The organism is Parapusillimonas granuli, assembly GCF_013416525.1.
GTDB lineage: Bacteria > Pseudomonadota > Gammaproteobacteria > Burkholderiales > Burkholderiaceae_B > Parapusillimonas > Parapusillimonas granuli.
Map to the genome: position 1 here is coordinate 255,100 of NZ_JACCEM010000002.1, position 19,987 is coordinate 275,086.

Consider the following 19,987-nt stretch of genomic DNA (forward strand, 5'->3'; position numbering starts at 1 on the left):
CCTAATCAAACCGGACCCGCGGGTCCGCCAGCGTGTAGGAGATATCGGCCAGTATCAGCCCGACGATATACAGCGCCGACCCCAGGAAGACCATGGCGCGCACGATGGAGAAGTCCTGCGCGTTGATCGCGTCTATCGTGTAGCTGCCCAGGCCCGGGATGCCGAAGAAGGACTCCGAGATCAGGCTGCCCATGAACAGCAGCGGAATGGCCGAAACCGTGCCCGTGAGAATGGGCAGCATGGCGTTGCGCAATACGTGGCGGAACAGCACCACGCGTTCGGCCAGCCCCTTGGCCCGGGCGGTCCGCACGTAGTCCTTCCCGGCCTCTTCCAGAAACAGCGTGCGATAGAAACGCGCCTGCGCGCCCAGGCCCGAAATGATGCCGACCGCCACGGGCAGCGCCAGGAAGCGCACGCTGCTCCAGCCCTCGATGTAGCCCGAATACGGCACCCAGCGCAGCATCTTGGCGAACAGCCACTGGCCGGCGATGATGTAGAACAGGCTGGAAATGGACAGCAGCACCACGCACAGCACCACGCCGGCGAAATCCAGGCGGCTTCCCTTGAAGAACACCAGCAGCAGGGAAAACGCGATGCTCACCGACAGGCCCAGAACGAAGGTGGGCAGCGCCAGCGCCAGGCTGGGCCCCATGCGCGCAGCGATTTCGTGCCCGATGTCGCGCCCCTCGTCGGAGAACCCGAAATCGAAGCGCAGCAGCGGAACCGACCTGGCGTAGAAGATCGTGTCGGTCCAGACCCGCGGGCCTTCCGCCTCGGTGTTGACGAACAAAGGCCTGTCGTAGCCGCGTTCCGCCTTCCAGCGCTCGATGGCGGCTTCGCTTACGCGCTGCCCGCCTATCGACAGCCTGGCCATGTCGTCGGGCGTGTTCACGGCGAAAAAAAGCACGAAGGTCAGGAGATTCACCCCGATCAGTATCAGCACGCCGTACAGCAGGCGGCGGATGATGTAGCGCGTCATGCCCTTCCCCCTTCATCGGCCCGCGCCAGCGCGGTGGCCCGGTCGCGGCGCCGCGCCGCGCGCCAGGCCGCCGCCGCGCCGGCCGCCAGCGCCAGCCCGGCCAGCCACAAAGGCCACCACCCGGGCGCGTTCCATTCCTGTATTTTCGCGGCCCGCAATTGCGGATCGATACGGTAGTACTGCAATGTGTTGCGCACCATCTGGGTGGGCTTGGCATTGCCGACCCAGGCCTGGTACGCGCCCCCCGATTTCGGGAAATAGCCGAACATCCATGGGGCGTCGGCCTGGACGAGGGCGACCATTTCGTGGATCAACGCTTCCTTTTCCGGGCCGTCGTCGAGATAGCGCATTTTCTCGAACAGGCGGTCGAACTCCGGATTCCGGTAGTTGGACGCGTTCTCCCCGCCATTCACGGCCTTGGCGTTCGGGCCATACAGCAGGAACAGGAAGTTTTCCGCATCGGGGTAGTCGGCGACCCAGCCCCACATGTACATCTGGGCGCTGCCATTGCGCATCTTGTCCTGGAAGCGGTTGTAGTCGGTGGCGCGCACCTCGAGCTGGACGTCGATCGCGGCCAGCTGGCGCCGCATCCAGTCCAGCATGGCGCTGGACCCCATGCCTCCCGCCGAATCGAAGTACAGGATCAGCGGATTGCCGGTGCGCGCATCCCGGCCGTCGGGATAGCCGGCTTCCCGCAGCAGCCGGCGGGCGTCGTCGAGCGGCTTGCGCGCGACGCGCCCGTCCTCGATCGAATAGATGTGGGGGTTGTATCCCTCGGGAGGCTCCCGATAGCCCAACACCCCCGGCGGCACGGGCCCGTACGCCACCTGCGCCTCGTCGTTCTGGAAGATCGATACGAACTGCTCCCAGTCGAAGGCGATGCTCAGCGCGAGCCTGAGCTTGCGGTTCTTTTCCTGCTGTTCGGGCGTATCGCCCTTCCCCACCACCGGATCCAGCCAATTGAAGCCCAGATAGAACATCTGCGCCTCGGTGGCGCTGCGTATCTGCAGGCCGTGATCCTGGTACAGCGCGGCTTTTTCGGCCGAATCGCCGGCGGCGACCCGCATGGCCACGCCGTAGTCGCCCCGGTCCACTTGCGGGATGTCGTAATAGCCCTGCAGGAACTTGCCCATCAGCGGCACGCTTTCCTTTTCCAGCGTGAATTCGATGCGGTCGATGAAAGGCGTCGGCTTGCCGCAGTCGTCGAGCAGGCCCATCCGGCGGTCCTCCGGGCTGCCTTCGCAAGGATAGGGCTCGCCCCGGAAATAAGGGTTGCGCTGCAAGACGTGCCTGCGATTCTTGATGGACTCCACGAGCATGTACGGCCCGGTGCCCACCGGCCAGGTGTTCAGGGACAGATCGTGCTCGGCCATGCCGGGCTGGTGGTAGAAGCGGTCGGCTTCCCAGGGCACGGGCGCGGTGAAGGTCATGGCCAGCCAGTACTTGAACTGAGGGTATTTGCCGATGACCTTGATGCGCAAAGTGTGCGGATCCAGTGCCTGGACGCCTTCGAGATCATGCGGGCGCAAATCCAGCCACGGCCGGAAGGCGCCCGGCGGGCCATCGTTTTCCGCCTTGTCGAGCGCTTTGAGGCGGTCGCCGAATTCCTTCATGCCGACCACGTGCTCGGCCATGATGCCATAGATGGGCGACACCACCCGCGGGCTGGCCAGGCGCTTGAAGGCGTAGACGTAGTCGGCGGCCTGCAGTTCCCGCGTACCGGTGTGCTCGAAGCTGCCGATATCGAATTTGCCTTTCAAGGCGTCGGCGCCGATGGGCCAGTAGACGTGCCTGCCTTCGCCGTCGAGCGCAAAAGCCGGATGGGGCTGGAACCGGATGCCCGGCCGGATGCGGATGTCGTACACGCTGTAGGCCACCTGCTCGCCCGCCACGTCGTCGGGCAGGCGCCGGCCGTCGCGGTCGAAATAGGCGGGAGGATCCAGGCCGGCCGCGGCGCGCGGGATGAGGCGGTATGGGCGGGCCAGGTAGTGGTAGCCGTACAGCGGTTCGTAGATGGAATAGGTGAACGGCGTTTCATCGCCCGAGTACGAACTGGCGGGGTCGAGATATTTGGGAGACCTTTGCGTAAAGGCCGTGTACAAGGTGTTTTCGGTCTCGCCGCCCCGCGCGTAGGGGCTGTTCACCGGATCGCGCGAGCAGCCCGCAAGCATGCCGAGCGCCAGCAGGCCGGCAAGCCCCAGGCCGCGCAGGGCGCGGGCGGTCAGCACTTTTGCTTCTGCCAGCATTGGTAGCGCCAGACCCAGGGGGCGACGGGGTCGGAATCCTTCCACAATCCGATGCGGCTGCGCCTGGCCTGTTCCTGGAGCGCCGGCAATTCGGGGTCGCGCATGAATTTTTGCCGGCCCTCCATATTGGCCCATGCCATGCCGCCGGCCACTTGCCGCCGGTTGGCCGTCATGCCGTCGCCGGTGGGGACGTCGCATACGTGGCGTTCATAGCGGTCTTTCTCGAAGCAGTGCAGGGTGAGGGTCTTGCCGGCGATGAGAGCCGCCAGCGCGTCTTTGGAGGCCTGGGCGAACGGCTGGCCAGGCCGCTGCCGGTCTTTGGTGACTTCGGGCGCGTCGATGCTCGCCATGCGGATGCGGCGCTGTTTGCCGTCCACCAGGATGGTGAAGGTGTCGCCGTCGGCCACCTGGACGACGCGCCCGGTGAGGGTGTGGGCTTGCTCGTTCGAGGCGTTTTGGGTGGCGGAGCGCGCTTCGACCCGGGGGTCGAGCGCGTCCAGGGACGCGAGGCCGGCGGCCAGCAGGACGCCGGCCGCGAGCAGCCAGCGGCCGAGGCGCCGCGACATGGCGGCATCGATCAGGCTGCGTAGCGCGACGTTCAAGGCTCTGTTCACGTGCCCCCCCATAAAATCAGGCTCAGGCGCTGATTATAGGGGCAGGCCGCGGCCAGGTGAATGAGCGCGGAATGCCCGGGCCCTCGCCGGGAGGCGACGCCCCCTTAGGAATCGCCGCCCCAGGCGCGCTCGAACATGCTGTTCAGCGCATTGGGCCCGGAAACCAGCCCATACACGCGCCCGCTCCCGCTGAACCGGCTTTGCACGAAGGCCTCGGCCAGGGTCTCCGGCGAATGCCGACGCATCAGCCCGGCCTGTACCAGCAGCACGATTTCTTCGGCGACATGCCTGGCGGCGGCTTCCAGATCGATCCGGGACGCGCCCAGCAGGACCCGCAAAGCCTGCAGCCGCGACCGCAGCGGATCGTCTTGCGCGCATGCCGCTTCCAGATCGCCGAAAAACAGCGCCGCCGATTCCGGCTCGCGCCGGATGGCGCGCAGGACATCGAGGCACATGACATTGCCCGAGCCTTCCCAGATCGAATTGACCGGCGCCTCGCGGTAGAGCCGGGCCAGCGGACCTTCTTCCATGTAGCCGTTCCCGCCCAGGACTTCCATGCACTCGGCAATGGCTTCCACGCCGCGCTTGCAGACCCAGAATTTCGCGGCCGGCGTCAGTATTCGCCGGTAGGCCTGTTCCAGCGGATCGTCCGCGCCGTCGCAAGCCTGCGCCAGCCGCAGCGCCAGCAGCGTCGCGGCTTCGCTTTCCAGGCACAGATCCATCAGGACGCTCTGCATCAAGGGCTGGCCGATGAGCGTCTGGCCGAAGGCGACACGATGGCGCGCATGGCGCATGGCCCGCACCAGCGCCTGCCGCAGCAGCGCCGCGCTGCCCAGCACGCAATCCAGGCGCGTATAGGAAGCCATTTCCAGCAGTATGGACAGCCCCCGGCCTTCCTCGCCCACCAGGACGCCCGAGGCGTCCTGGAATTCCACCTCGGCGCTGGCATTCGAGCGGTTGCCCAGCTTGTCTTTCAGGCGCATGACCATGACGGCATTGCGGCCGCCGTCCTCCAGCCAGCGCGGCACGTAGAAACAGGACAAGCCCGCCGGGCTGCGAGCCAGGACCAGGTGCGCGTCCGAGGACGGGGACGACAGAAACCATTTATGGCCACGCAGGCGATAGCGCTCGCCGCACCCGCCTTCCGCCACGGGCTCGGCCTGCGTCAGGTTGCTGCGCAAGTCCGAGCCGCCCTGCTTCTCGGTCAGGCCCATGCCGACCATCATGCAGGTCTTTTCCGGCAAGGGCAGGTCGCGCTCATCGTACCGGGTCGAATACAGCAGGGGCGCGATCGAATCGAACCAGGGCTCGCGCGCGAGGATGGGGACGGCGGCGTAGGTCATGGTGGTGGGGCAAAGCGAGCCCGCTTCGACCTGCCCGTGCATCAGGTAAGCAACCGCCCTGGCGACGTGCGCGCCTTTTGCCGGCGCGGCCCATGGCCCGGAATGCATGCCTTGCAGGAAGGCCATGCGCATGAAACGATGCCAGGCCGGATGGAAGTGGATGCGATCGACGCGGTTGCCCCGCGGGTCGTGGGTTTCCAGGCGGGGCGGGTGGCGGTCCGCGTCGTGAGCGAGGGCGAAGCCGGCGCGGCGCCCCAGTCTTTCGCCGTAGTGGAACAGCGTTGCGTCGTACTGCCCGGCGGATTTCGCGACCCATTCTTTCAGGACCGGGTCGGTGGAATACAGGTTGTAGTCGCCCAGTTCGGGGGTCTGGTTGATGACTTCATGCGTGGTCCATACCATGGCGCACCTCGCGACGGCCGGCGGCGCCAGGGCCGTGCGGCTCGTGTGGGCTTTGGAGATCCTGGCGTGCATGACTTCCGATGCGTTCATGATACCAGCACGGCTCGTCGATTGTCGCGGCGCGTTCGGGCTTGCCGCGCGGCCCGCCATCCCAGCGCTCCCGGCCCGCCGACTCCCCGTGTATCATCCACCTGAACCACCATCGAGGAAAAAATGTCTCCCCGCGTGCAAACCATCGTCGCATCCCTGATCCTGCTCATCGGCGTGGGCGCCGGAGCATTCGGCGCCCACGGCCTCAAGCAGCATGTCGGGCCCGACATGCTGGCGACCTGGCAAACCGCCGTTCTGTATCAGCTCGTGCACGGCCTGGGCCTGCTGGCCCTGGCCGTGCTGCATGAACGCCGCCGCTCCGCCCTCCTGCGCGGCGCCGGGCTCGTCATGCTGGTCGGCATCCTCATATTCAGCGGCAGCCTCTATGCGCTGGTGCTGACCGGCCACAAATGGCTGGGCGCCGTCACGCCCATCGGCGGCGTCGCCTTTCTGCTCGCCTGGGGCATGACCGCGCTGGCCGCCTACCGGCAGCAACAATGACGGACCGCCGGCGGAACTAGGCGATCCGCGGCACCCGCGCCCACCGGGCATCGGCGCCGGACGATCTTGCGCGCCATATGTAGTTAAACTACAATTATCAGCTACAGTCCGGCAAACAGGAGCCCACGCCATGGCCATCCACCCCGCCGTCCAGGCCGTCACCCAGCGCATCATCGCCCGCAGCGCCGACACCCGCGGCCGTTACCTGCAGCGCAGCCGCGCCGCCTATGGCGGCAAAGTCGAGCGCGGGCATCTGGCCTGCGCCAATTTCGCGCATGCCCTCGCCGCCATGGCGGACGACGAAAAAGCGCGCCTCAAGCAGCGGTCCCGGCCCAACCTCGCCATCGTATCGGCCTACAACGACATGCTGTCCGCCCACCAGCCGCTGGGCGCCTATCCGGCCTGGATCAAGCAAGCGGCCTTCGCCGCCGGCGGCACCGCGCAATTCGCGGGCGGCGTGCCGGCCATGTGCGACGGCATCACCCAGGGGCGGCCCGGCATGGAGCTCAGCCTGTTCTCGCGCGACGTCATCGCCATGTCGACGGCAATCGCCCTGAGCCATCCAATGTTCGATGCCGGCGTCTTCCTGGGCGTCTGCGACAAGATCGTTCCGGGCATGCTGATCGGGGCGCTCAGCTTCGGCCACCTGCCCGCCGTCTTCGTCCCGGCCGGCCCCATGCCCACCGGCATCTCCAATACCGAAAAATCGCTGCTGCGGCAGCGCCACGCGCAAAGCCGGGCCGGGGATGAAGAACTGCTCGACTCCGAAATGCGTTCCTACCACGGGCCCGGCACCTGCACGTTCTACGGCACCGCCAATTCCAACCAGATGCTCATGGAAATCATGGGGCTGCACCTGCCGGGCAGCGCCTTCGTGCCGCCCAACACGGCCCTGCGCGAAGCGCTGACCCGGGCCGCGGCGCGGCGCGCCCTCCAGATCACGGCGCAGGGCGAGGAGTTCACGCCGGTGGCGGAAGTGATCGACGAGAAAGCCATCGTCAACGGCATCGTCGGCCTGCTGGCCACGGGCGGGTCCACCAACCACACCCTGCACCTGGTCGCCGTCGCCCGGGCAGCCGGCATCGTCATCAACTGGGACGATTTCTCGGACTTGTCGGCGGCGGTTCCGCTGCTGGCGCGCATCTATCCCAACGGCGGTGCGGACGTCAACCACTTCCAGGCGGCCGGCGGCATGCCGGTGGTGATCGCGGAGCTGCTCGGCGCCGGCCTGCTGCACGGCGATGTCCGCAGCGTCGCCGGCCCGGGCCTGGAACGCTATACCCGGGTGCCCTGCCTCGAGGGCGGCGCGCTGGCCTGGCGCGAAGGGCCGGCGCACTCCCTGGACCCCGACGTCATCCGGCCCGTCGCCCGGCCTTTCAGCCCCGATGGAGGCCTGAAGCGCCTGCAGGGCAATCTGGGCAGGGCAGTGGTCAAGGTTTCCGCGGTGGCCCCGGAACACCGGGTCATCCAGGCGCCGGCGCGCGTCTTCGACAGCCAGGACGCCCTGCTGCAGGCATACAATGAAGGCAGCTTGGCCTCGGATTTCGTGGCGGTCGTCCGCTACCAGGGTCCGAAGGCCAACGGCATGCCGGAACTGCACAAGCTGACGCCCGTGCTGTCCGTGCTGCAGGACCGCGGCCTGAAGGTGGCCCTGCTGACCGACGGGCGCATGTCGGGCGCATCGGGCAAGGTGCCCGCCGCCATCCATGCCGCCCCGGAAGCGCTGGCGGGCGGCCCGCTGGCGTATGTGCGGGACGGGGACACGATCCGCATCGACACGCTCGCGGGCCGGCTGGACGTGCTGGCGCCGGACGGCTGGCTCGACAGGCCCTTGGCCGGCGCCGGGGCCGAAGCGGCGCAGGCCGGCCTGGGACGGGAATTGTTCTACGGCGCCCGCCGGCATGCCACCGGCGCGGAATCGGGCGCAAGCATTTTCGGCCATCCGGATTGGCTCTGACCACCCAGGGCCTGTCAACGTCAAGAGGTAGACCGCATGAACGCAAGAGAACTGCTGGAACAAAGCCCTGTGATGCCCGTCATCGTCATCCAGGACATCGACACCGCCGTCGACCTGGCGCGCGCCCTGGTGGACGGCGGCGTGCGCAGCCTGGAAATCACGCTGCGATCCGACGCCGCCCTGGAGGCGATCAGGCTCATCAGCCAGGCGGTGCCCGAGGCGCTGGTCGGCGTGGGCACGGTGCGCAGCGCGCGCCAGCTGGAATCGGCCATCAACGCGGGCGCGCGCTTCGGCGTCAGCCCCGGTTTCACGCCCGACATCGCGCGGGCCGCCCGGCAAACCGGCATCCCCTTCCTGCCGGGCGTCGCAACCGCTACGGAAGCCATGCTGGCCGCCGACGAAGGCTGCACCGCGCAAAAGCTGTTTCCCGCGCAGGCCGTCGGCGGCACGGCCTTGCTCAAGGCGCTGTACGGTCCGCTGCCGGACATCGTCTTCTGCCCCACCGGCGGCATCAACGCGGCCAATGCGCGCAGCTATCTGGACCTGCCGAACGTGAAATGCGTAGGGGGCTCCTGGCTCACGCCCGAGGCCGCGGTGGCGGGGCGGCAATGGGGCGCCATCACCGAACTGGCGCGGCAAGCCTGCGCCTTGTAGGGCGGCGCCGGGCCGGCGTCAGCCCGCGGCGGGCGGCAGGCGGTACACGGCCGGCGGCCGCCCGCCGCCGAGCGCCGCCAGCAGGTTGTCCACCGCCAGCACGGACATGGCCAGGCGTGTTTCGTGCGTGGCCGAGCCCACGTGCGGCAAGGGCAGCACCTTGGGGTGGGTGCGCAGGGGCGAGTCCGGCGGCAGGGGCTCGACGTCGAACACGTCCAGGCCGGCCGCCCGCAAACGGCCGCCGTCCAGCGCCCGCAGCAGCGCCTCCTCCTGCACGATGGGGCCGCGCGCGCCGTTGACCAGGATGGCGCCCGGTTTCATCAGCGCGAATTCGCGCGGCCCGATCAGGCCCTGGGTTTGCGGCGTCAGCGGCAGCACCAGCGCCACGAAATCCGACCGGGCCAGCAGTTCGTCCAGGGCCGCGGCCCGGGCCGCCCCTTCGGGCAGGCCGCTGTCCACCGGTCGGCGGGTGTGATAGAGCACGGGCATGCCGAAGCCCAGCGCCGCGCGCCGGGCCAGGGCGTGGCCGATGCGACCATAGCCGACGATGCCCAGGGTCTTGCCGTGGACGTCCCAGCCGAAGAGGTCGTCGCCCACGCTCTCGGTCCAGCGGCCGTCGCGCACGTGGCAGGCCAGCTCGACCAGGCGGCGGCTGGTGCCCAGGATGAGCGCGAACAAGAGATCCGCCACGGTTTCGGTCAGCACGCCGGGGGTATGGCACAGGACGATGCCGCGCCGCGCCAGCGCATCCAGCTCGAACTTGTCGACGCCCACCGAGATGCTGGAAATCACCTCCAGGCGCGGGGCTTGCGCCAGCATGGCCGCGTCGACGGGGTAGCTGGACCCGATCATGCCCTGCGCTTCCGGGAGCGCATCGAAAAAAGCCCGCCGCTGTTCCGGCAGGCGCGGATTGGCCTCGACGACCTCGTGTTCGCGGCGGATGCGCTCCAGCTGCTCGGGCGGCAACTGCCGGTAAACCAGCACCTTCTTGCGGCTCATCAGCGGTCTCCCAGTTCTTGCCGGGTGGGCAGGCCTTCGGTGTCGCCCAGCACCTGCACCGCGCGGGCCCCTATCCAGGCCCCGCGCTCGACCGCGGCCCGCAGGCTCTTGCCTTCGAGCAACGCGCTGATGACGCCCGCCGCGAAGCCATCGCCGGCGCCCACGGTGTCGATGACTTGCTCGACCGGAAACCCGGCCACGTAGCCCGATTGGCCGGCCGCATCGAAATACGCGCCCGCGGCGCCCAGCTTGACCACGACGATGGCGGCGCCGCGATTCCGATAGAAGCGCGCGATGTCCTGGGGCGATTCGAGCCCCGTCAACAGCCGCCCTTCCTCCAGGCCCGGGAACACCCAGTCGGCAAGGAACGCCAGGGCGTTGACGCCTTCGCGCATGGCGTCGGTCGAGGCCCAGAGACTGGGCCTGAGATTGGGATCGAAGGAAATCGTTCCGCCGGCGTCCTTCATGATTTCCATGGTCCTGCGGGCCACCTGGTAACAGTTCGCCGAAATCGCCGGAAAGACGCCGGTGCCATGCAGATGCCGGGCGCCGCGCAGCCATGCCTCGTCGATGTCGCCCGGCTGCATCAGGCTGGCCGCCGAGCCCTTGCGATGGTATTCCACCGGCGGATCGCTGCCGTCGGTCACCCGCCCCTTGAACTGCATGCCCGTGCGCTGGGAGGCATCGCACACGACATGCGAGCAGTCTATGCCTTCCTTGCGCATCGTATCGAGCAGGTAGCGGCCCATGGAATCCGACCCGAGCCGGCTCGCCCATCCGACCTTCAGGCCCAGCCGCGCCAGGCCGATGGCGACGTTGGTTTCCGCCCCCGCCGTGCGCTTGTGGAACAGCATGGCTTGCTCCAGGGGGCCGGGCTGGTCGGCCACGAGCATCATCATCGCTTCGCCGAAGGTTATGACGTCCAAGACATGGTTCACAGCTGATGCTCCAGTTCACGCAAGCCCCGCACCGCCGCCCGAGTCACCCCGAGCAGGTCCTCGCCGGCCAGGGGGTACTCGATGGCCGCGGGCAGCGGCCGGGGCATGGCGCGCATGATCGCGCGCCAGGGCGCGGCCGAGTCCTGCAGCGGCACGGCGACCCAGCGGCCGGGCTGCCGCTGCACGCCTTTGCAGTGCACGTAGCGGACACGGTGGGCGAATTCGCGGGCGGCCTGCATGGGGCATTCGCCCACCCAGTGCCAGTTGCCGATGTCGAAGGTCATGCCGAGATCGAGCCCCTCCGCATCGGCCGCCTGGTAGAAGCGGCCGAGCGCGTGCAGCGTTCCCGCGTCCACCGTCTGGTCGTTCTCGATCAGCAGTTCGACGTCGCTCGCGTCCAGCCTGTTCGACAGCGCCGCGAGGCCGGCGGCGGATTGCGCGGAAAACGCGCCGATGGACATCTTCAGCACCGTTGCGCCCAGCGCGCCGGCATAGTCCAGGGCCGCATCCAGGGCGGCGCGGTCCAGGTCGCCGCCGGCGCGCCACAGCATGTCGGGGCAGGAATAGACGCAGCGCAGCCCCGTATCGCGCACGACGGCGGCCAGCTCGGCGCATTCGCCCGGCTCGCCCCGCAGCAGCTCGGCCCGGATTTCGACGCCGTCGGCGCCCGCCTGGTGGCACAGGCGGGCGAACCACGGCTGGCCGTGCCGCCTGACCTCGTGCGCGCCGAACGATGAAAGAGAAATGAAAATCGACATGATGGTGTGCGCCGCCTGCCCAGCGGCACTTTAGTGATTGAGAATCTGGCCCAGGAAAGCGCGCGTCTTTTCATGCTGGGGATTGCCGAAGAATTCCTCCGGCCGCGCCTGCTCGATGATCTTGCCGTCGGCCATGAATATCACCCTGTCGGCCACGCTGCGCGCAAAGCCCATTTCGTGGGTCACGCAAAGCATGGTCATGCCGTCTTCGGCAAGGCCTATCATGGTGTCCAGCACCTCTTTCACCATTTCGGGGTCCAGCGCCGACGTGGGCTCGTCGAACAGCATGATCTTGGGCGTCATGCACAATGCCCGCGCGATGGCGACGCGCTGCTGCTGCCCGCCGGACAGCTGGCTGGGGTACTTGTGCGCCTGGTCGGCGATGCGCACCCGCGTCAGATATTTCATGGCCAGGGCTTCCGCGTCGGCCTTGCTCGCCTTGCGCGAGCGCATGGGCGCCAGCATGCAGTTCTGCAAAACGGTCATGTGCGGGAAAAGATTGAACTGCTGGAACACCATGCCGACTTCCTGGCGCACGGCATCGATATTGCCGGCCCCGGCGGTCAAGTCTATGCCGTCGACCACGATGCGCCCCTGCTGCACTTTCTCCAGCGCATTGATGCAGCGGATCAGCGTCGACTTGCCCGAGCCGGAAGGGCCGCAGATGACGATGCGCTCGCCCGAAGAGACTTTCAGGTCGATGTCCGTCAGCACGTGGAATTTGTCATACCACTTGTTCAGCCCTTGGATCTCGATGATCGTTCCACCCGCCTGGGCGGAACGACCGCCTCGATCGACAACAGCCGGATTCTGTCTGTCTGTCATGTTCGATCGCTATGGAATCAGGATTTCTTCAGTTCGGGCAGCGGCGTGCCCAGCCATTTTTCGAACAGCTTGCTGAATTCGCCGTTCTGGATGTTCTTCGCGACGGCCTCGTTCACCGCTTTCAGGGTGTTGGGCTCGCCCGGACGCATGGCGACGGCCATTTCCTGCTGCAAGAGCACGAACTTGTTCTCGAAGCGGTTGGGCGCGCGCTGCGAGATCTGCGCGGCGACCGTGGTGGAGCAGCCGATGGCGTCGACCTGGCCGGAAAGCAGCGCCTGCATGGCCGAGGCGTCGTCGTCGAAGCGGCGGATGTTGGCGTCCTTGGGCGCCACCTTGGTCACCGCGATGTCCTGGGTGCTGGCGCGCGCCACGCCGATGCGCAGCCCGGAGAGGTCCTCGGGCTTTCCGATCTTCCTGTCCTTGCCGCCGAACATCACGATCTGGGCGGCCGAATAGGGATCGGAGAACTGGACCTGCTTGGCGCGCTCGGGCGTGATGGCCAGGGACGCCACCAGCATGTCGACCTTGTTGGTCAGCAGGAAGGGAATGCGGTTCGGGCCGGTGACCGGCACGATGTTGACCTTGACGCCCAGGTCCTTGGCCAGCTGCTTGGCCACGTCGGCGTCGTAGCCGTCGGGCTTGTTCTGGGCGTTCAAGATGCCGTAAGGCGGAAAATCGACCAGCATGCCGACGGTCAGTTCGCCTTTCTGTTTGACGTCGTCTATGGTCTCGGCCGCCGACGGCGCCGCGCCCAGCGTCAAGGCCGCGCAGCCGGCCAGCAAAGCCGCTCCCGCGATTTTCTTCACATTCTCGAGTACAAACATTTTTGCGTCTCCAAATAGGAATAGAGTGGATCAAACACCGGAGAAACCGGGCGGGTCGTCGCCGCCCGGTTTCGTTACCGCGCTAGCGATAAAGCGAGTTTCCGTTCGAGCCTGGCCGCCAGGAGCGACAAGGGCCAGCACAACACGAAATAAATGACGGCGACGACCGAGAACACCAGCATGGGCTGGAACGTGGCGTTGTTGATGATCTGCCCCGCCCGGGTGAGTTCGGTGAAGCCGATGATGGCGGCAAGCGACGTGCCCTTCACGATCTGGACCATATAGCCGACCGTGGGCGGCACGGCGATCTTCATGGCCTGCGGCAGCACCACGTCGCGCATCTTGTCGCGGTAGGACAGGCCCAGGGCTTCGGCGGCCTCCCATTGCCCGCGCGGGATGGCTTCGATGCAGCCACGCCAGATCTCGCCCAGGAACGCGCCGCTGTTCAAGGTCAGGGCGATCGCGGCCGCCAGCCATGGGTTGATGTCCAGGCCCAGGACCGGCGCGCCGAAGAACACCAGGAACAGCTGCAGCAGCAGCGGGGTTCCCCGGAACAGCTGGATGAAGCCCATGGACAGGCTGCGCGCGGCGGCGCTGTCGGAAGTGCGCGCCAGCGCGACGATCAGCCCGACGATGCCGCCGCCGATGAAGGCCATGACGGACAGGACGATGGTCCACTGCGCGGCTTCGAGTATGAACCAGAAATCGGAATAGCCAAATGTACGCATCATCGACGGTCCGGATAATTGAGGCCCCACTGGAACACCAGCCGAAACACATAGGAAAATGCCAGCGTCAAGGCCAGGTATATGCCCGTGATGACGATGTAGATTTCAAAGCTGCGGAAGGTCTCGGACTGCAGGTTGGCTGCCACCGACGTGAGGTCGTCGGCCGAAATGACCGACACCACGCTGGATGCCAGCATGAGCAGGATGAACTGGCTGGTGAGCGCCGGATAGATGGCGCGCAAGGCCGGCTTGAGCACGACGAAGCGGAAGATTTCCACCCGGGACAGGTTCAATGCGTGGCCGGCTTCGATCTGGCCCTTGGGTATGGACTCTATGCCCGCCCTGACGATTTCCGTGGCATAGGCCCCCAGATTGAACACCATGGCGATCAGCGCCGCCATGTACGGCGACCATCTGATGCCCACCGCCGGCAAGGCGAAGAAAAAGAAGAAGAGCTGGATCAGGAACGGCGTGTTGCGGATGACTTCGATGTAGACATTGATGAGCCAGCGCAGCGGCGCGGGGCCGGCGGTCTTGCCCCAGGCGCACAGTATGGCGACGGCCAAGCCGAGCACCATCGCCGTGAAGGACAGCTGGATGGTCATCCAGGTGCCGCGCAGCAGCAGGGGCCATGCCTCGAAAACCGGACCAAATTGAAATGAATAATTCACTTTGTTTGAACCCACGGTATCGCTGACGGTAAAAGCATACCGCGCAGCCTGAACATACTGCAGCTTTTCCTATGAAACCGGTTTCAGCTTACGGTCAAAGTTGGTCGAATTATATCAGCAGTTTTTCATGTCATATTTTTTCCGCGTTCGCGGGCGCCGGCGCAAAGCCCTGGCGGGCGTCAGCCCGGCGCAAGCGCGGCGGCCGCGCGGCTGCGCGTGGAGCCGCGCGCGGCCAGCGTGCCGGGCAGCAGGATGGTGCGCGCCGGCGCCGTCAGGCCGTCCAGCCGCTGCAGCAGGCAGCGCGCGGCCAGGCGGCCGATCTGCTCGGTGGGCTGGGACACCGCGCTGACGCCCGGCCCGACGAAGGGCGCCCAGGGCGCGTCGTCGATGCCGATCAAGCCTATGTCCTCGCCCAGCTTCCAGCCCAGCGCCGCGACGGCGGCGATCAGGCGCAAGGTGACGACCGCGTTGTTGGAGACCACCGCGGGAAGGCCGCGGGCATTGGCCCGCAGGGCCTGCAGGCGCTGCATGAGCGCGGCTTCGTCGGCGGGACCGCACTCGAAGCTGTCGCCCCGCAGCGCCGGGCCGCGCGCCTGGATGAAGGCCTCGTAGGCCCGCGCGCGCTGGATGCGGGAACTGACCTGCCCGAGCGGTTCGGACACCAGCAGGAAATCCCGGTAGCCGGCGGAGATCAGGTGGTTCATGCACAGATCGATGGCGTGGGGGTTGTCGAGCGACACGAAATCGACGTCCAGCCCCTGGTGCATGCGGTCCACCAGCACCACGGGCCGCCCCTGGCCGGCGGTTTCCAGCACGGCGCCCGCATCGTGCCCCATGGTGTTGAGTATGAAGCCTTCGACCTTGTAGGAGGACAAGGCCTGTATCCCGGCGCTTTCCCGCTCGCTTTCATTGCCCAGGTTGAACAGCATGACCAGGTAGCCGGCCTCGCGGCAGGCCAGTTCCGCCCCGCTCAGCACGGCCACCGAATAGGGGTTGGTGATGTCGGCCACCACCAGCCCGATCAGCCGGGAACGGCCGCGCTTGAGCGCCTGGGCCATGGGGCTGGGCTTGTAGCCCAGTTCCTTCACGGCCGCCTCCACCCGCTTGGCGATGGCCGGCGTCAACAAGGTGTCTCGGTGATTCAGGAAGCGCGACACCGTCGCCTTGGATACGCCCGCATGCCGGGCCACGTCGGCGATGGTGCTGCGTTGGGGGGTCTTGGGCATGGAATTTGTTGGCGCGGGGCGCGTTGAAAAAGCACAATCGGATTGTAGCCAGCTATCGCCCCGCGGGCAGCCGGCTTTACAAGGCGGCCGACAAGTAGCCTAATTGCACAAACGGGCTGCGCGGCGGACCATGCGGCGCGGCCTGAACAGGAACGGTCAAATGGCGTGCACCCCTCCCTTCGACATCGTTTTTTTCGGCGGCACCGGCGACCTGGCGCTGCGCAAGCTCGTCCCCGCCTTGTACCAGGCCCACAAGGCGGGGCTGCTGGACGCCGACGGGCGCATCTTCGCCCTGGGCCGCGAACCGCAAAGCCTCGAAGGCTATCTGCGCACGCTGGAAGAGCGGGTCAGGCCCGGGCTGGGCGCCGATTTCGACGCCGGATCGTGGGCCGGCTTTTGCGGCCGGATCCGGTTTCGGCAGCTGGACGCCGATCAGCAGGCGGACTACGCCGAACTGCTCGATGCGCTGGGCGGCGACCCCGGGCGCATCACCGTCTGCTACCTGGCCACCGCCCCGCGGCTTTTCATCACGATATGCGAAAACCTTGCCCGCATCGGGATGAACCACCCCAATGTCCGCCTCGTGCTCGAAAAGCCGCTGGGGCATGACCTGGCCTCCTCCAACGCCATCAATGCCGCGGTGGGCGCATGCTTCGCCGAGAACCAGATCTACCGCATCGACCATTACCTGGGCAAGGAATCCGTCCAGAATCTGCTGGCCATACGCTTTGGCAACACGCTGTTCGAACCGCTGTGGCGGCGGGAATGGATAGACCACATACAGATCACCATCGCCGAGGAGCTCGGGGTCGAGGAAAGAGGCGATTTCTACGACCAGACCGGCGCGCTGCGCGACATGCTGCAAAGCCATCTGCTGCAGCTGCTTTGCATGGTCGCCATGGAACCGCCTTCCAGCCTGGCGGAAGAGGCCGTGCGCAATGAAAAACTCAAGGTCCTGAAATCGCTCAAGCCCTTCAGCGATGAAGACGTCCCGGCCAAGACGGTGCGCGGGCAATACCGCGGCGGCGCCATACGCGGCGCGCCCGTGCCCGGCTACCGCGATGAGCCCCATGTGGCGCCCGACAGCAACACCGAAACCTTCGTGGCCCTGCAGGCCGAAGTCGTGAACTGGCGCTGGGCCGGCGTCCCCTTCTTCCTGCGCACGGGCAAGCGCATGCAGGAAAGAGTGGCCGAGATCGTCATCCAATTCCGCCCCGTTCCCCATGCCCTGTTCCATACGCCCTTCAGCCAGCAATCGGCGAACAAGCTCGTGATCCGGCTCCAGCCCACCGAAAGCATACGCCTGCATTTCCTGGCGAAGGAGCCGGGAGACGCCATGAACCTGCAGTCGGCCTATTTGAATCTCGATTTCCACACTCTGTTCAAGGCCAGGCGCGCGGACGCCTACGAGCGGCTGCTGCTGGACGTCATCCATGGGCGGCTCGCCCTGTTCATGCGCCGCGACGAACAGGCGCAAGCCTGGATCTGGGTGGAACCGATACTGGCCTGCTGGGACAGGCACGGCATCGCGCCCAAGCCCTACATCGCCGGCAGCTGGGGGCCCGCCGCCTCCAGCGGCCTGCTGTCCAGGGCCGGCGTGGTCTGGCATGAGGAAAACTGACATGTGGCATGAATACCCGGACGCGCCGTCCTGCATAGAAGCGCTGGCCGGCCATATCGTTTCGGCCCTGCGGCGCGACATCGCCGCGGGCCGGCAAGCCGGCCTTGCGGTCTCGGGCGGGCGCTCGCCCATCGCCTTGTTCGACGCGCTGAGCCAGGCCGAGCTGGACTGGGAGTTCGTCACCGTCACCCTGGTCGACGAGCGCTATCTGCCGCCCACCCACGCCGACAGCAATGAACGCCTGGTGCGCAAGCATCTGCTGCGCAACCGGGCCGCCGCCGCCGGCTTCCTGGGCCTGGCCCATCCGCCCGAAGGCATGCAGGCGAACCTGCAGCGCGCCAACCGGCAGAAACATCGCATTACACTGGCCGTGCTGGGAATGGGCGAAGATGGGCACACGGCGTCGCTGTTTCCGGGCGCGCCGCAGCTGGGCCGGGCGCTGGACGGCGCGCGCGGCGACCGCTACGTGCACGTGTCGCCGCCCAAGGCGCCCTATGAACGCATCAGCATGAGCTTGAACGCGCTCATGCGCGCAGGCGGCCTGGCGCTGTACATCAGCGGGCCGGCGAAGCGCCGCGTGTACGAAACGGCCGCCGCGCAAGCCGCCACCCCCGCCCTGCCCGTCAGCTATCTGATCGCCCAACAGGAGGTACCCCTCGATGTTTACTGGCACCCATGACCGCCCGCAGCACCTCATCGCCGACATCGGCGGCACGAACGCGCGCTTCGCGCTGTGCTCCGGCCCCGCGTCGGTGGCACGCATCGCGGCCTGGCCGGTCAACCATTTTTCGTCCCTGCGCGAAGCCATAGAGCACTATCTGGACGAATGCGGCCGGCCCGAGATCGCGGGCGCCGTCATCGGCATCGCCAACCCGGTGCTGGGCGACCGCATACAAATGACCAATTTCAACTGGTCGTTCTCCATCGAAGACCTGCGCCGCAAGCTGCGCCTGGACGCCCTGCACGTCATCAACGACTTCACCGCCCTGGCGCTGGCGCTGCCCCATCTGGCGGAGAACGAGCTGCGGCGGGTCGGCGGCGGCGCAAGCGCGCCGCGCACGCCGCTGGGCGTCATCGGCCCCGGCACGGGCCTGGGCGTTTCCGCCCTCATTCCCACCCCGCACGGCCCATGGCTGCCGCTGGCGGCGGAAGGCGGCCACGTCAGCTTCGCGGCGTGCAACGACCTGGAGCAGCGGCTATGGGAACATGCGCGCGCGGAGTTCGGCCACGTCTCGATGGAAAGATTGCTGTCGGGCGCCGGCCTGCAGTTCATCCACCGCTGCCTGAGCCTGGAGCAAGGCCTGCAGCCGCAGGCGCTGGGCCCGGCCGACATCAGCTTCCTGGCCATCTCGGACAAGGACCCCACATGCCGCCGGGCGCTCGACGCCTTCTGCGCCATACTCGGCACCGCGGCCAGCGACCTGGCCGTGACCCTGGGCGCGCGCGGCGGCATCTACCTGGGCGGCGGCATCATCCCCAAGCTCGGGGAATACTTCCTGACGTCGCCGTTCCGCGCGCGTTTCAATGACAAGGGCCGGTTTTCGGACTATCTTTCCGCCATTCCCGTTTTCATCATCGATGCAGCCTACCCGGGACTGACCGGAGCCGCCGCCTACCTGGAACGACTCGAACATGACCAAATCACTGCCGGCACGGATAGCGCAAGACCTGGCCACGCTCAGCGCGGCGGAGCGCAAAGTCGGCCAGCTGCTGCTCGACCGGACGCATGACGTCGCCCATGCGGCCCTGGGCGACGTGGCCCGCCTGGCCGGCGTCAGCGAACCCACCGTCATCCGCTTCTGCCGCAGCATGGGCTACAAGGGCTGGCCCGACTTCAAGATCCAGTTCGCCGCCGGCCTCATGACGGGCGTCCCCTACGTGCATTCCTCGCTGAACGCCGACGACGGCGCGGGCGTGCTGGCGGCCAAGGTCATGGACAACGCGGTATCCGCCCTGCTGCGCGCGCGCAACGACATTCAGGCCGGCCAGGTGGACGCCGCCATCGGCCTGATCAGCCGGGCGCGGCGCGTGGAGTTCTACGGGGTGGGAAATTCCGGCATCGTGGCGCAAGACGCGCAGCACAAATTCTTCCGCTTCGACCTGGCCACCGCCGCGTATTCCGACAGCCATGTGCAATTGATGGCGGCTTCGCTGCTCGGGCCGTCCGACGTGCTGGTGGCCATCTCGCATTCCGGCCGCTCGCGCGAAATCCTGGACGCCGTCAGGCTCGCGCGCAGGAACCGCTGCCCCGTCGTGGCCATCACGGCAAGCGGCACGCCCCTGGCCGACCTGGCCGGCGTGCTGCTGCGCGCCGACACCCAGGAGGACACCGAGCTCTACAGCCCCATGATCTCGCGCCTGGTCCATCTGGCGCTCATCGACGTCCTCGCCCTGGGCGTGGCGCTCAAGCGCGGCAAAGAGGCCAGCCGGAGCCTGGAGAAAACCAAGAAAAGCCTGCGCAACAGGCGCTCCAGTCTTTGAATCAGGAACTTTTCATTCTGATTTTTTTGGTATCTTGTTGACTTAAACCGTCTTCCTCCTTAGAATCGGCCAAAATAATATATAGATGGAACAAAAAGTTCCTTTTATTACAAAACAAAAACCAAAGAGC

At 66.9% G+C, this 19,987-nt stretch carries 19 protein-coding genes; 7 read left to right on the forward strand and 12 right to left on the reverse strand.

Annotated features, from left to right (window positions below):
* Window position 1 precedes the first annotated feature (1 nt).
* The 4 genes from H0A72_RS03915 to H0A72_RS03930 form a co-directional block, all read right to left on the reverse strand.
* Window positions 2-979, reverse strand: coding sequence for an ABC transporter permease (locus H0A72_RS03915; RefSeq protein ID WP_180153760.1), 978 nt, complete (start codon window positions 977-979; stop codon window positions 2-4).
* Window positions 976-3,225, reverse strand: coding sequence for an ABC transporter substrate-binding protein (locus tag H0A72_RS03920; RefSeq protein ID WP_425502464.1), 2,250 nt, complete (start codon window positions 3,223-3,225; stop codon window positions 976-978). Before H0A72_RS03920 ends, H0A72_RS03915 begins: the two co-directional genes overlap by 4 nt.
* Window positions 3,201-3,839, reverse strand: a complete 639-nt coding sequence (locus H0A72_RS03925) for a thermonuclease family protein (RefSeq protein WP_343060088.1) — start codon at window positions 3,837-3,839, stop codon at window positions 3,201-3,203. The genes H0A72_RS03920 and H0A72_RS03925 overlap by 25 nt, the downstream gene beginning before the upstream one ends.
* A gap of 104 nt (window positions 3,840-3,943) precedes the next feature.
* Complete coding sequence (locus H0A72_RS03930) at window positions 3,944-5,584, reverse strand: isovaleryl-CoA dehydrogenase (protein WP_180154024.1); 1,641 nt, start codon at window positions 5,582-5,584, stop codon at window positions 3,944-3,946.
* Between the two features lie 213 nt (window positions 5,585-5,797).
* On the opposite strand from H0A72_RS03930, the gene H0A72_RS03935 reads away from it, so the two are divergent.
* The 3 genes from H0A72_RS03935 to eda all read left to right on the forward strand — a co-directional run bounded on the left by H0A72_RS03935 (window position 5,798) and on the right by eda (window position 8,786).
* Entirely contained in the window at window positions 5,798-6,175 is a 378-nt protein-coding gene (locus tag H0A72_RS03935) for a DUF423 domain-containing protein (RefSeq protein ID WP_180153762.1), read from the forward strand.
* Between the two features lie 130 nt (window positions 6,176-6,305).
* Entirely contained in the window at window positions 6,306-8,132 is a 1,827-nt protein-coding gene (gene edd, locus H0A72_RS03940) for a phosphogluconate dehydratase (protein ID WP_180153763.1), read from the forward strand.
* Window positions 8,133-8,168: 36 nt separating this feature from the next.
* Window positions 8,169-8,786 (forward strand): bifunctional 4-hydroxy-2-oxoglutarate aldolase/2-dehydro-3-deoxy-phosphogluconate aldolase, encoded by a 618-nt coding sequence (gene eda / locus H0A72_RS03945; protein WP_180153764.1) that lies wholly within the window; start codon window positions 8,169-8,171, stop codon window positions 8,784-8,786.
* Window positions 8,787-8,804: 18 nt separating this feature from the next.
* Here eda and H0A72_RS03950 read toward each other — a convergent pair whose 3' ends face one another.
* The 8 genes from H0A72_RS03950 to H0A72_RS03985 form a co-directional block, all read right to left on the reverse strand.
* On the reverse strand, window positions 8,805-9,785 hold the full coding sequence (locus H0A72_RS03950; RefSeq protein ID WP_180153765.1) for a 2-hydroxyacid dehydrogenase: 981 nt from the start codon (window positions 9,783-9,785) through the stop codon (window positions 8,805-8,807).
* Entirely contained in the window at window positions 9,785-10,723 is a 939-nt protein-coding gene (locus H0A72_RS03955; RefSeq protein ID WP_180153766.1) for a PfkB family carbohydrate kinase, read from the reverse strand. The genes H0A72_RS03950 and H0A72_RS03955 overlap by 1 nt, the downstream gene beginning before the upstream one ends.
* Window positions 10,720-11,481 carry a sugar phosphate isomerase/epimerase family protein gene (locus tag H0A72_RS03960; protein WP_180153767.1) on the reverse strand — a complete coding sequence of 254 codons (762 nt, stop codon included), beginning with the start codon at window positions 11,479-11,481 and terminating at the stop codon, window positions 10,720-10,722. Before H0A72_RS03960 ends, H0A72_RS03955 begins: the two co-directional genes overlap by 4 nt.
* A 30-nt stretch (window positions 11,482-11,511) precedes the next feature.
* On the reverse strand, window positions 11,512-12,306 hold the full coding sequence (locus tag H0A72_RS03965) for an amino acid ABC transporter ATP-binding protein (protein ID WP_180153768.1): 795 nt from the start codon (window positions 12,304-12,306) through the stop codon (window positions 11,512-11,514).
* A 17-nt stretch (window positions 12,307-12,323) separates the two neighbouring features.
* Window positions 12,324-13,130 (reverse strand): transporter substrate-binding domain-containing protein, encoded by an 807-nt coding sequence (locus H0A72_RS03970; RefSeq protein ID WP_180153769.1) that lies wholly within the window; start codon window positions 13,128-13,130, stop codon window positions 12,324-12,326.
* A gap of 74 nt (window positions 13,131-13,204) precedes the next feature.
* Window positions 13,205-13,858 carry an amino acid ABC transporter permease gene (locus tag H0A72_RS03975; RefSeq protein WP_180154025.1) on the reverse strand — a complete coding sequence of 218 codons (654 nt, stop codon included), beginning with the start codon at window positions 13,856-13,858 and terminating at the stop codon, window positions 13,205-13,207.
* A complete protein-coding gene (locus H0A72_RS03980; protein WP_180153770.1) occupies window positions 13,858-14,529 on the reverse strand; it encodes an ABC transporter permease subunit in 672 nt (223 codons plus the stop codon). The genes H0A72_RS03975 and H0A72_RS03980 overlap by 1 nt, the downstream gene beginning before the upstream one ends.
* A 179-nt stretch (window positions 14,530-14,708) precedes the next feature.
* Complete coding sequence (locus H0A72_RS03985) at window positions 14,709-15,755, reverse strand: LacI family DNA-binding transcriptional regulator (protein ID WP_180153771.1); 1,047 nt, start codon at window positions 15,753-15,755, stop codon at window positions 14,709-14,711.
* Window positions 15,756-15,915: 160 nt separating this feature from the next.
* Here H0A72_RS03985 and zwf point away from each other — a divergent pair, with 160 nt between their 5' ends.
* From zwf to H0A72_RS04005, 4 genes are read left to right on the forward strand one after another with little or no spacing between them, the layout of a single operon-like run.
* Complete coding sequence (gene zwf, locus H0A72_RS03990) at window positions 15,916-17,376, forward strand: glucose-6-phosphate dehydrogenase (RefSeq protein WP_180153772.1); 1,461 nt, start codon at window positions 15,916-15,918, stop codon at window positions 17,374-17,376.
* Window position 17,377: 1 nt separating this feature from the next.
* Complete coding sequence (pgl, locus tag H0A72_RS03995) at window positions 17,378-18,055, forward strand: 6-phosphogluconolactonase (RefSeq protein WP_180153773.1); 678 nt, start codon at window positions 17,378-17,380, stop codon at window positions 18,053-18,055.
* Window positions 18,036-19,106 carry a glucokinase gene (locus H0A72_RS04000; protein ID WP_180153774.1) on the forward strand — a complete coding sequence of 357 codons (1,071 nt, stop codon included), beginning with the start codon at window positions 18,036-18,038 and terminating at the stop codon, window positions 19,104-19,106. Before pgl ends, H0A72_RS04000 begins: the two co-directional genes overlap by 20 nt.
* A complete protein-coding gene (locus tag H0A72_RS04005; protein WP_246436765.1) occupies window positions 19,009-19,857 on the forward strand; it encodes an SIS domain-containing protein in 849 nt (282 codons plus the stop codon). Before H0A72_RS04000 ends, H0A72_RS04005 begins: the two co-directional genes overlap by 98 nt.
* Window positions 19,858-19,987: the final 130 nt, after the last annotated feature.

Bases quoted from the DNA above. Each gene is read 5' to 3' on its own strand.
- H0A72_RS03915 (WP_180153760.1), bottom strand. From the start codon at position 979: ATGACGCGCTACATCATCCGCCGCCTGCTGTACGGCGTGCTGATACTG.
- H0A72_RS03920 (WP_425502464.1), bottom strand. From the start codon at position 3,225: ATGCTGGCAGAAGCAAAAGTGCTGACCGCCCGCGCCCTGCGCGGCCTG.
- H0A72_RS03930 (WP_180154024.1), bottom strand. From the start codon at position 5,584: ATGGTATGGACCACGCATGAAGTCATCAACCAGACCCCCGAACTGGGC.
- H0A72_RS03935 (WP_180153762.1), top strand. From the start codon at position 5,798: ATGTCTCCCCGCGTGCAAACCATCGTCGCATCCCTGATCCTGCTCATC.
- edd (WP_180153763.1), top strand. From the start codon at position 6,306: ATGGCCATCCACCCCGCCGTCCAGGCCGTCACCCAGCGCATCATCGCC.
- eda (WP_180153764.1), top strand. From the start codon at position 8,169: ATGAACGCAAGAGAACTGCTGGAACAAAGCCCTGTGATGCCCGTCATC.
- H0A72_RS03950 (WP_180153765.1), bottom strand. From the start codon at position 9,785: ATGAGCCGCAAGAAGGTGCTGGTTTACCGGCAGTTGCCGCCCGAGCAG.
- H0A72_RS03960 (WP_180153767.1), bottom strand. From the start codon at position 11,481: ATGTCGATTTTCATTTCTCTTTCATCGTTCGGCGCGCACGAGGTCAGG.
- H0A72_RS03965 (WP_180153768.1), bottom strand. From the start codon at position 12,306: ATGACAGACAGACAGAATCCGGCTGTTGTCGATCGAGGCGGTCGTTCC.
- H0A72_RS03970 (WP_180153769.1), bottom strand. From the start codon at position 13,130: ATGTTTGTACTCGAGAATGTGAAGAAAATCGCGGGAGCGGCTTTGCTG.
- H0A72_RS03975 (WP_180154025.1), bottom strand. From the start codon at position 13,858: ATGCGTACATTTGGCTATTCCGATTTCTGGTTCATACTCGAAGCCGCG.
- H0A72_RS03985 (WP_180153771.1), bottom strand. From the start codon at position 15,755: ATGCCCAAGACCCCCCAACGCAGCACCATCGCCGACGTGGCCCGGCAT.
- zwf (WP_180153772.1), top strand. From the start codon at position 15,916: ATGGCGTGCACCCCTCCCTTCGACATCGTTTTTTTCGGCGGCACCGGC.
- pgl (WP_180153773.1), top strand. From the start codon at position 17,378: ATGTGGCATGAATACCCGGACGCGCCGTCCTGCATAGAAGCGCTGGCC.
- H0A72_RS04000 (WP_180153774.1), top strand. From the start codon at position 18,036: ATGTTTACTGGCACCCATGACCGCCCGCAGCACCTCATCGCCGACATC.
- H0A72_RS04005 (WP_246436765.1), top strand. From the start codon at position 19,009: ATGACCAAATCACTGCCGGCACGGATAGCGCAAGACCTGGCCACGCTC.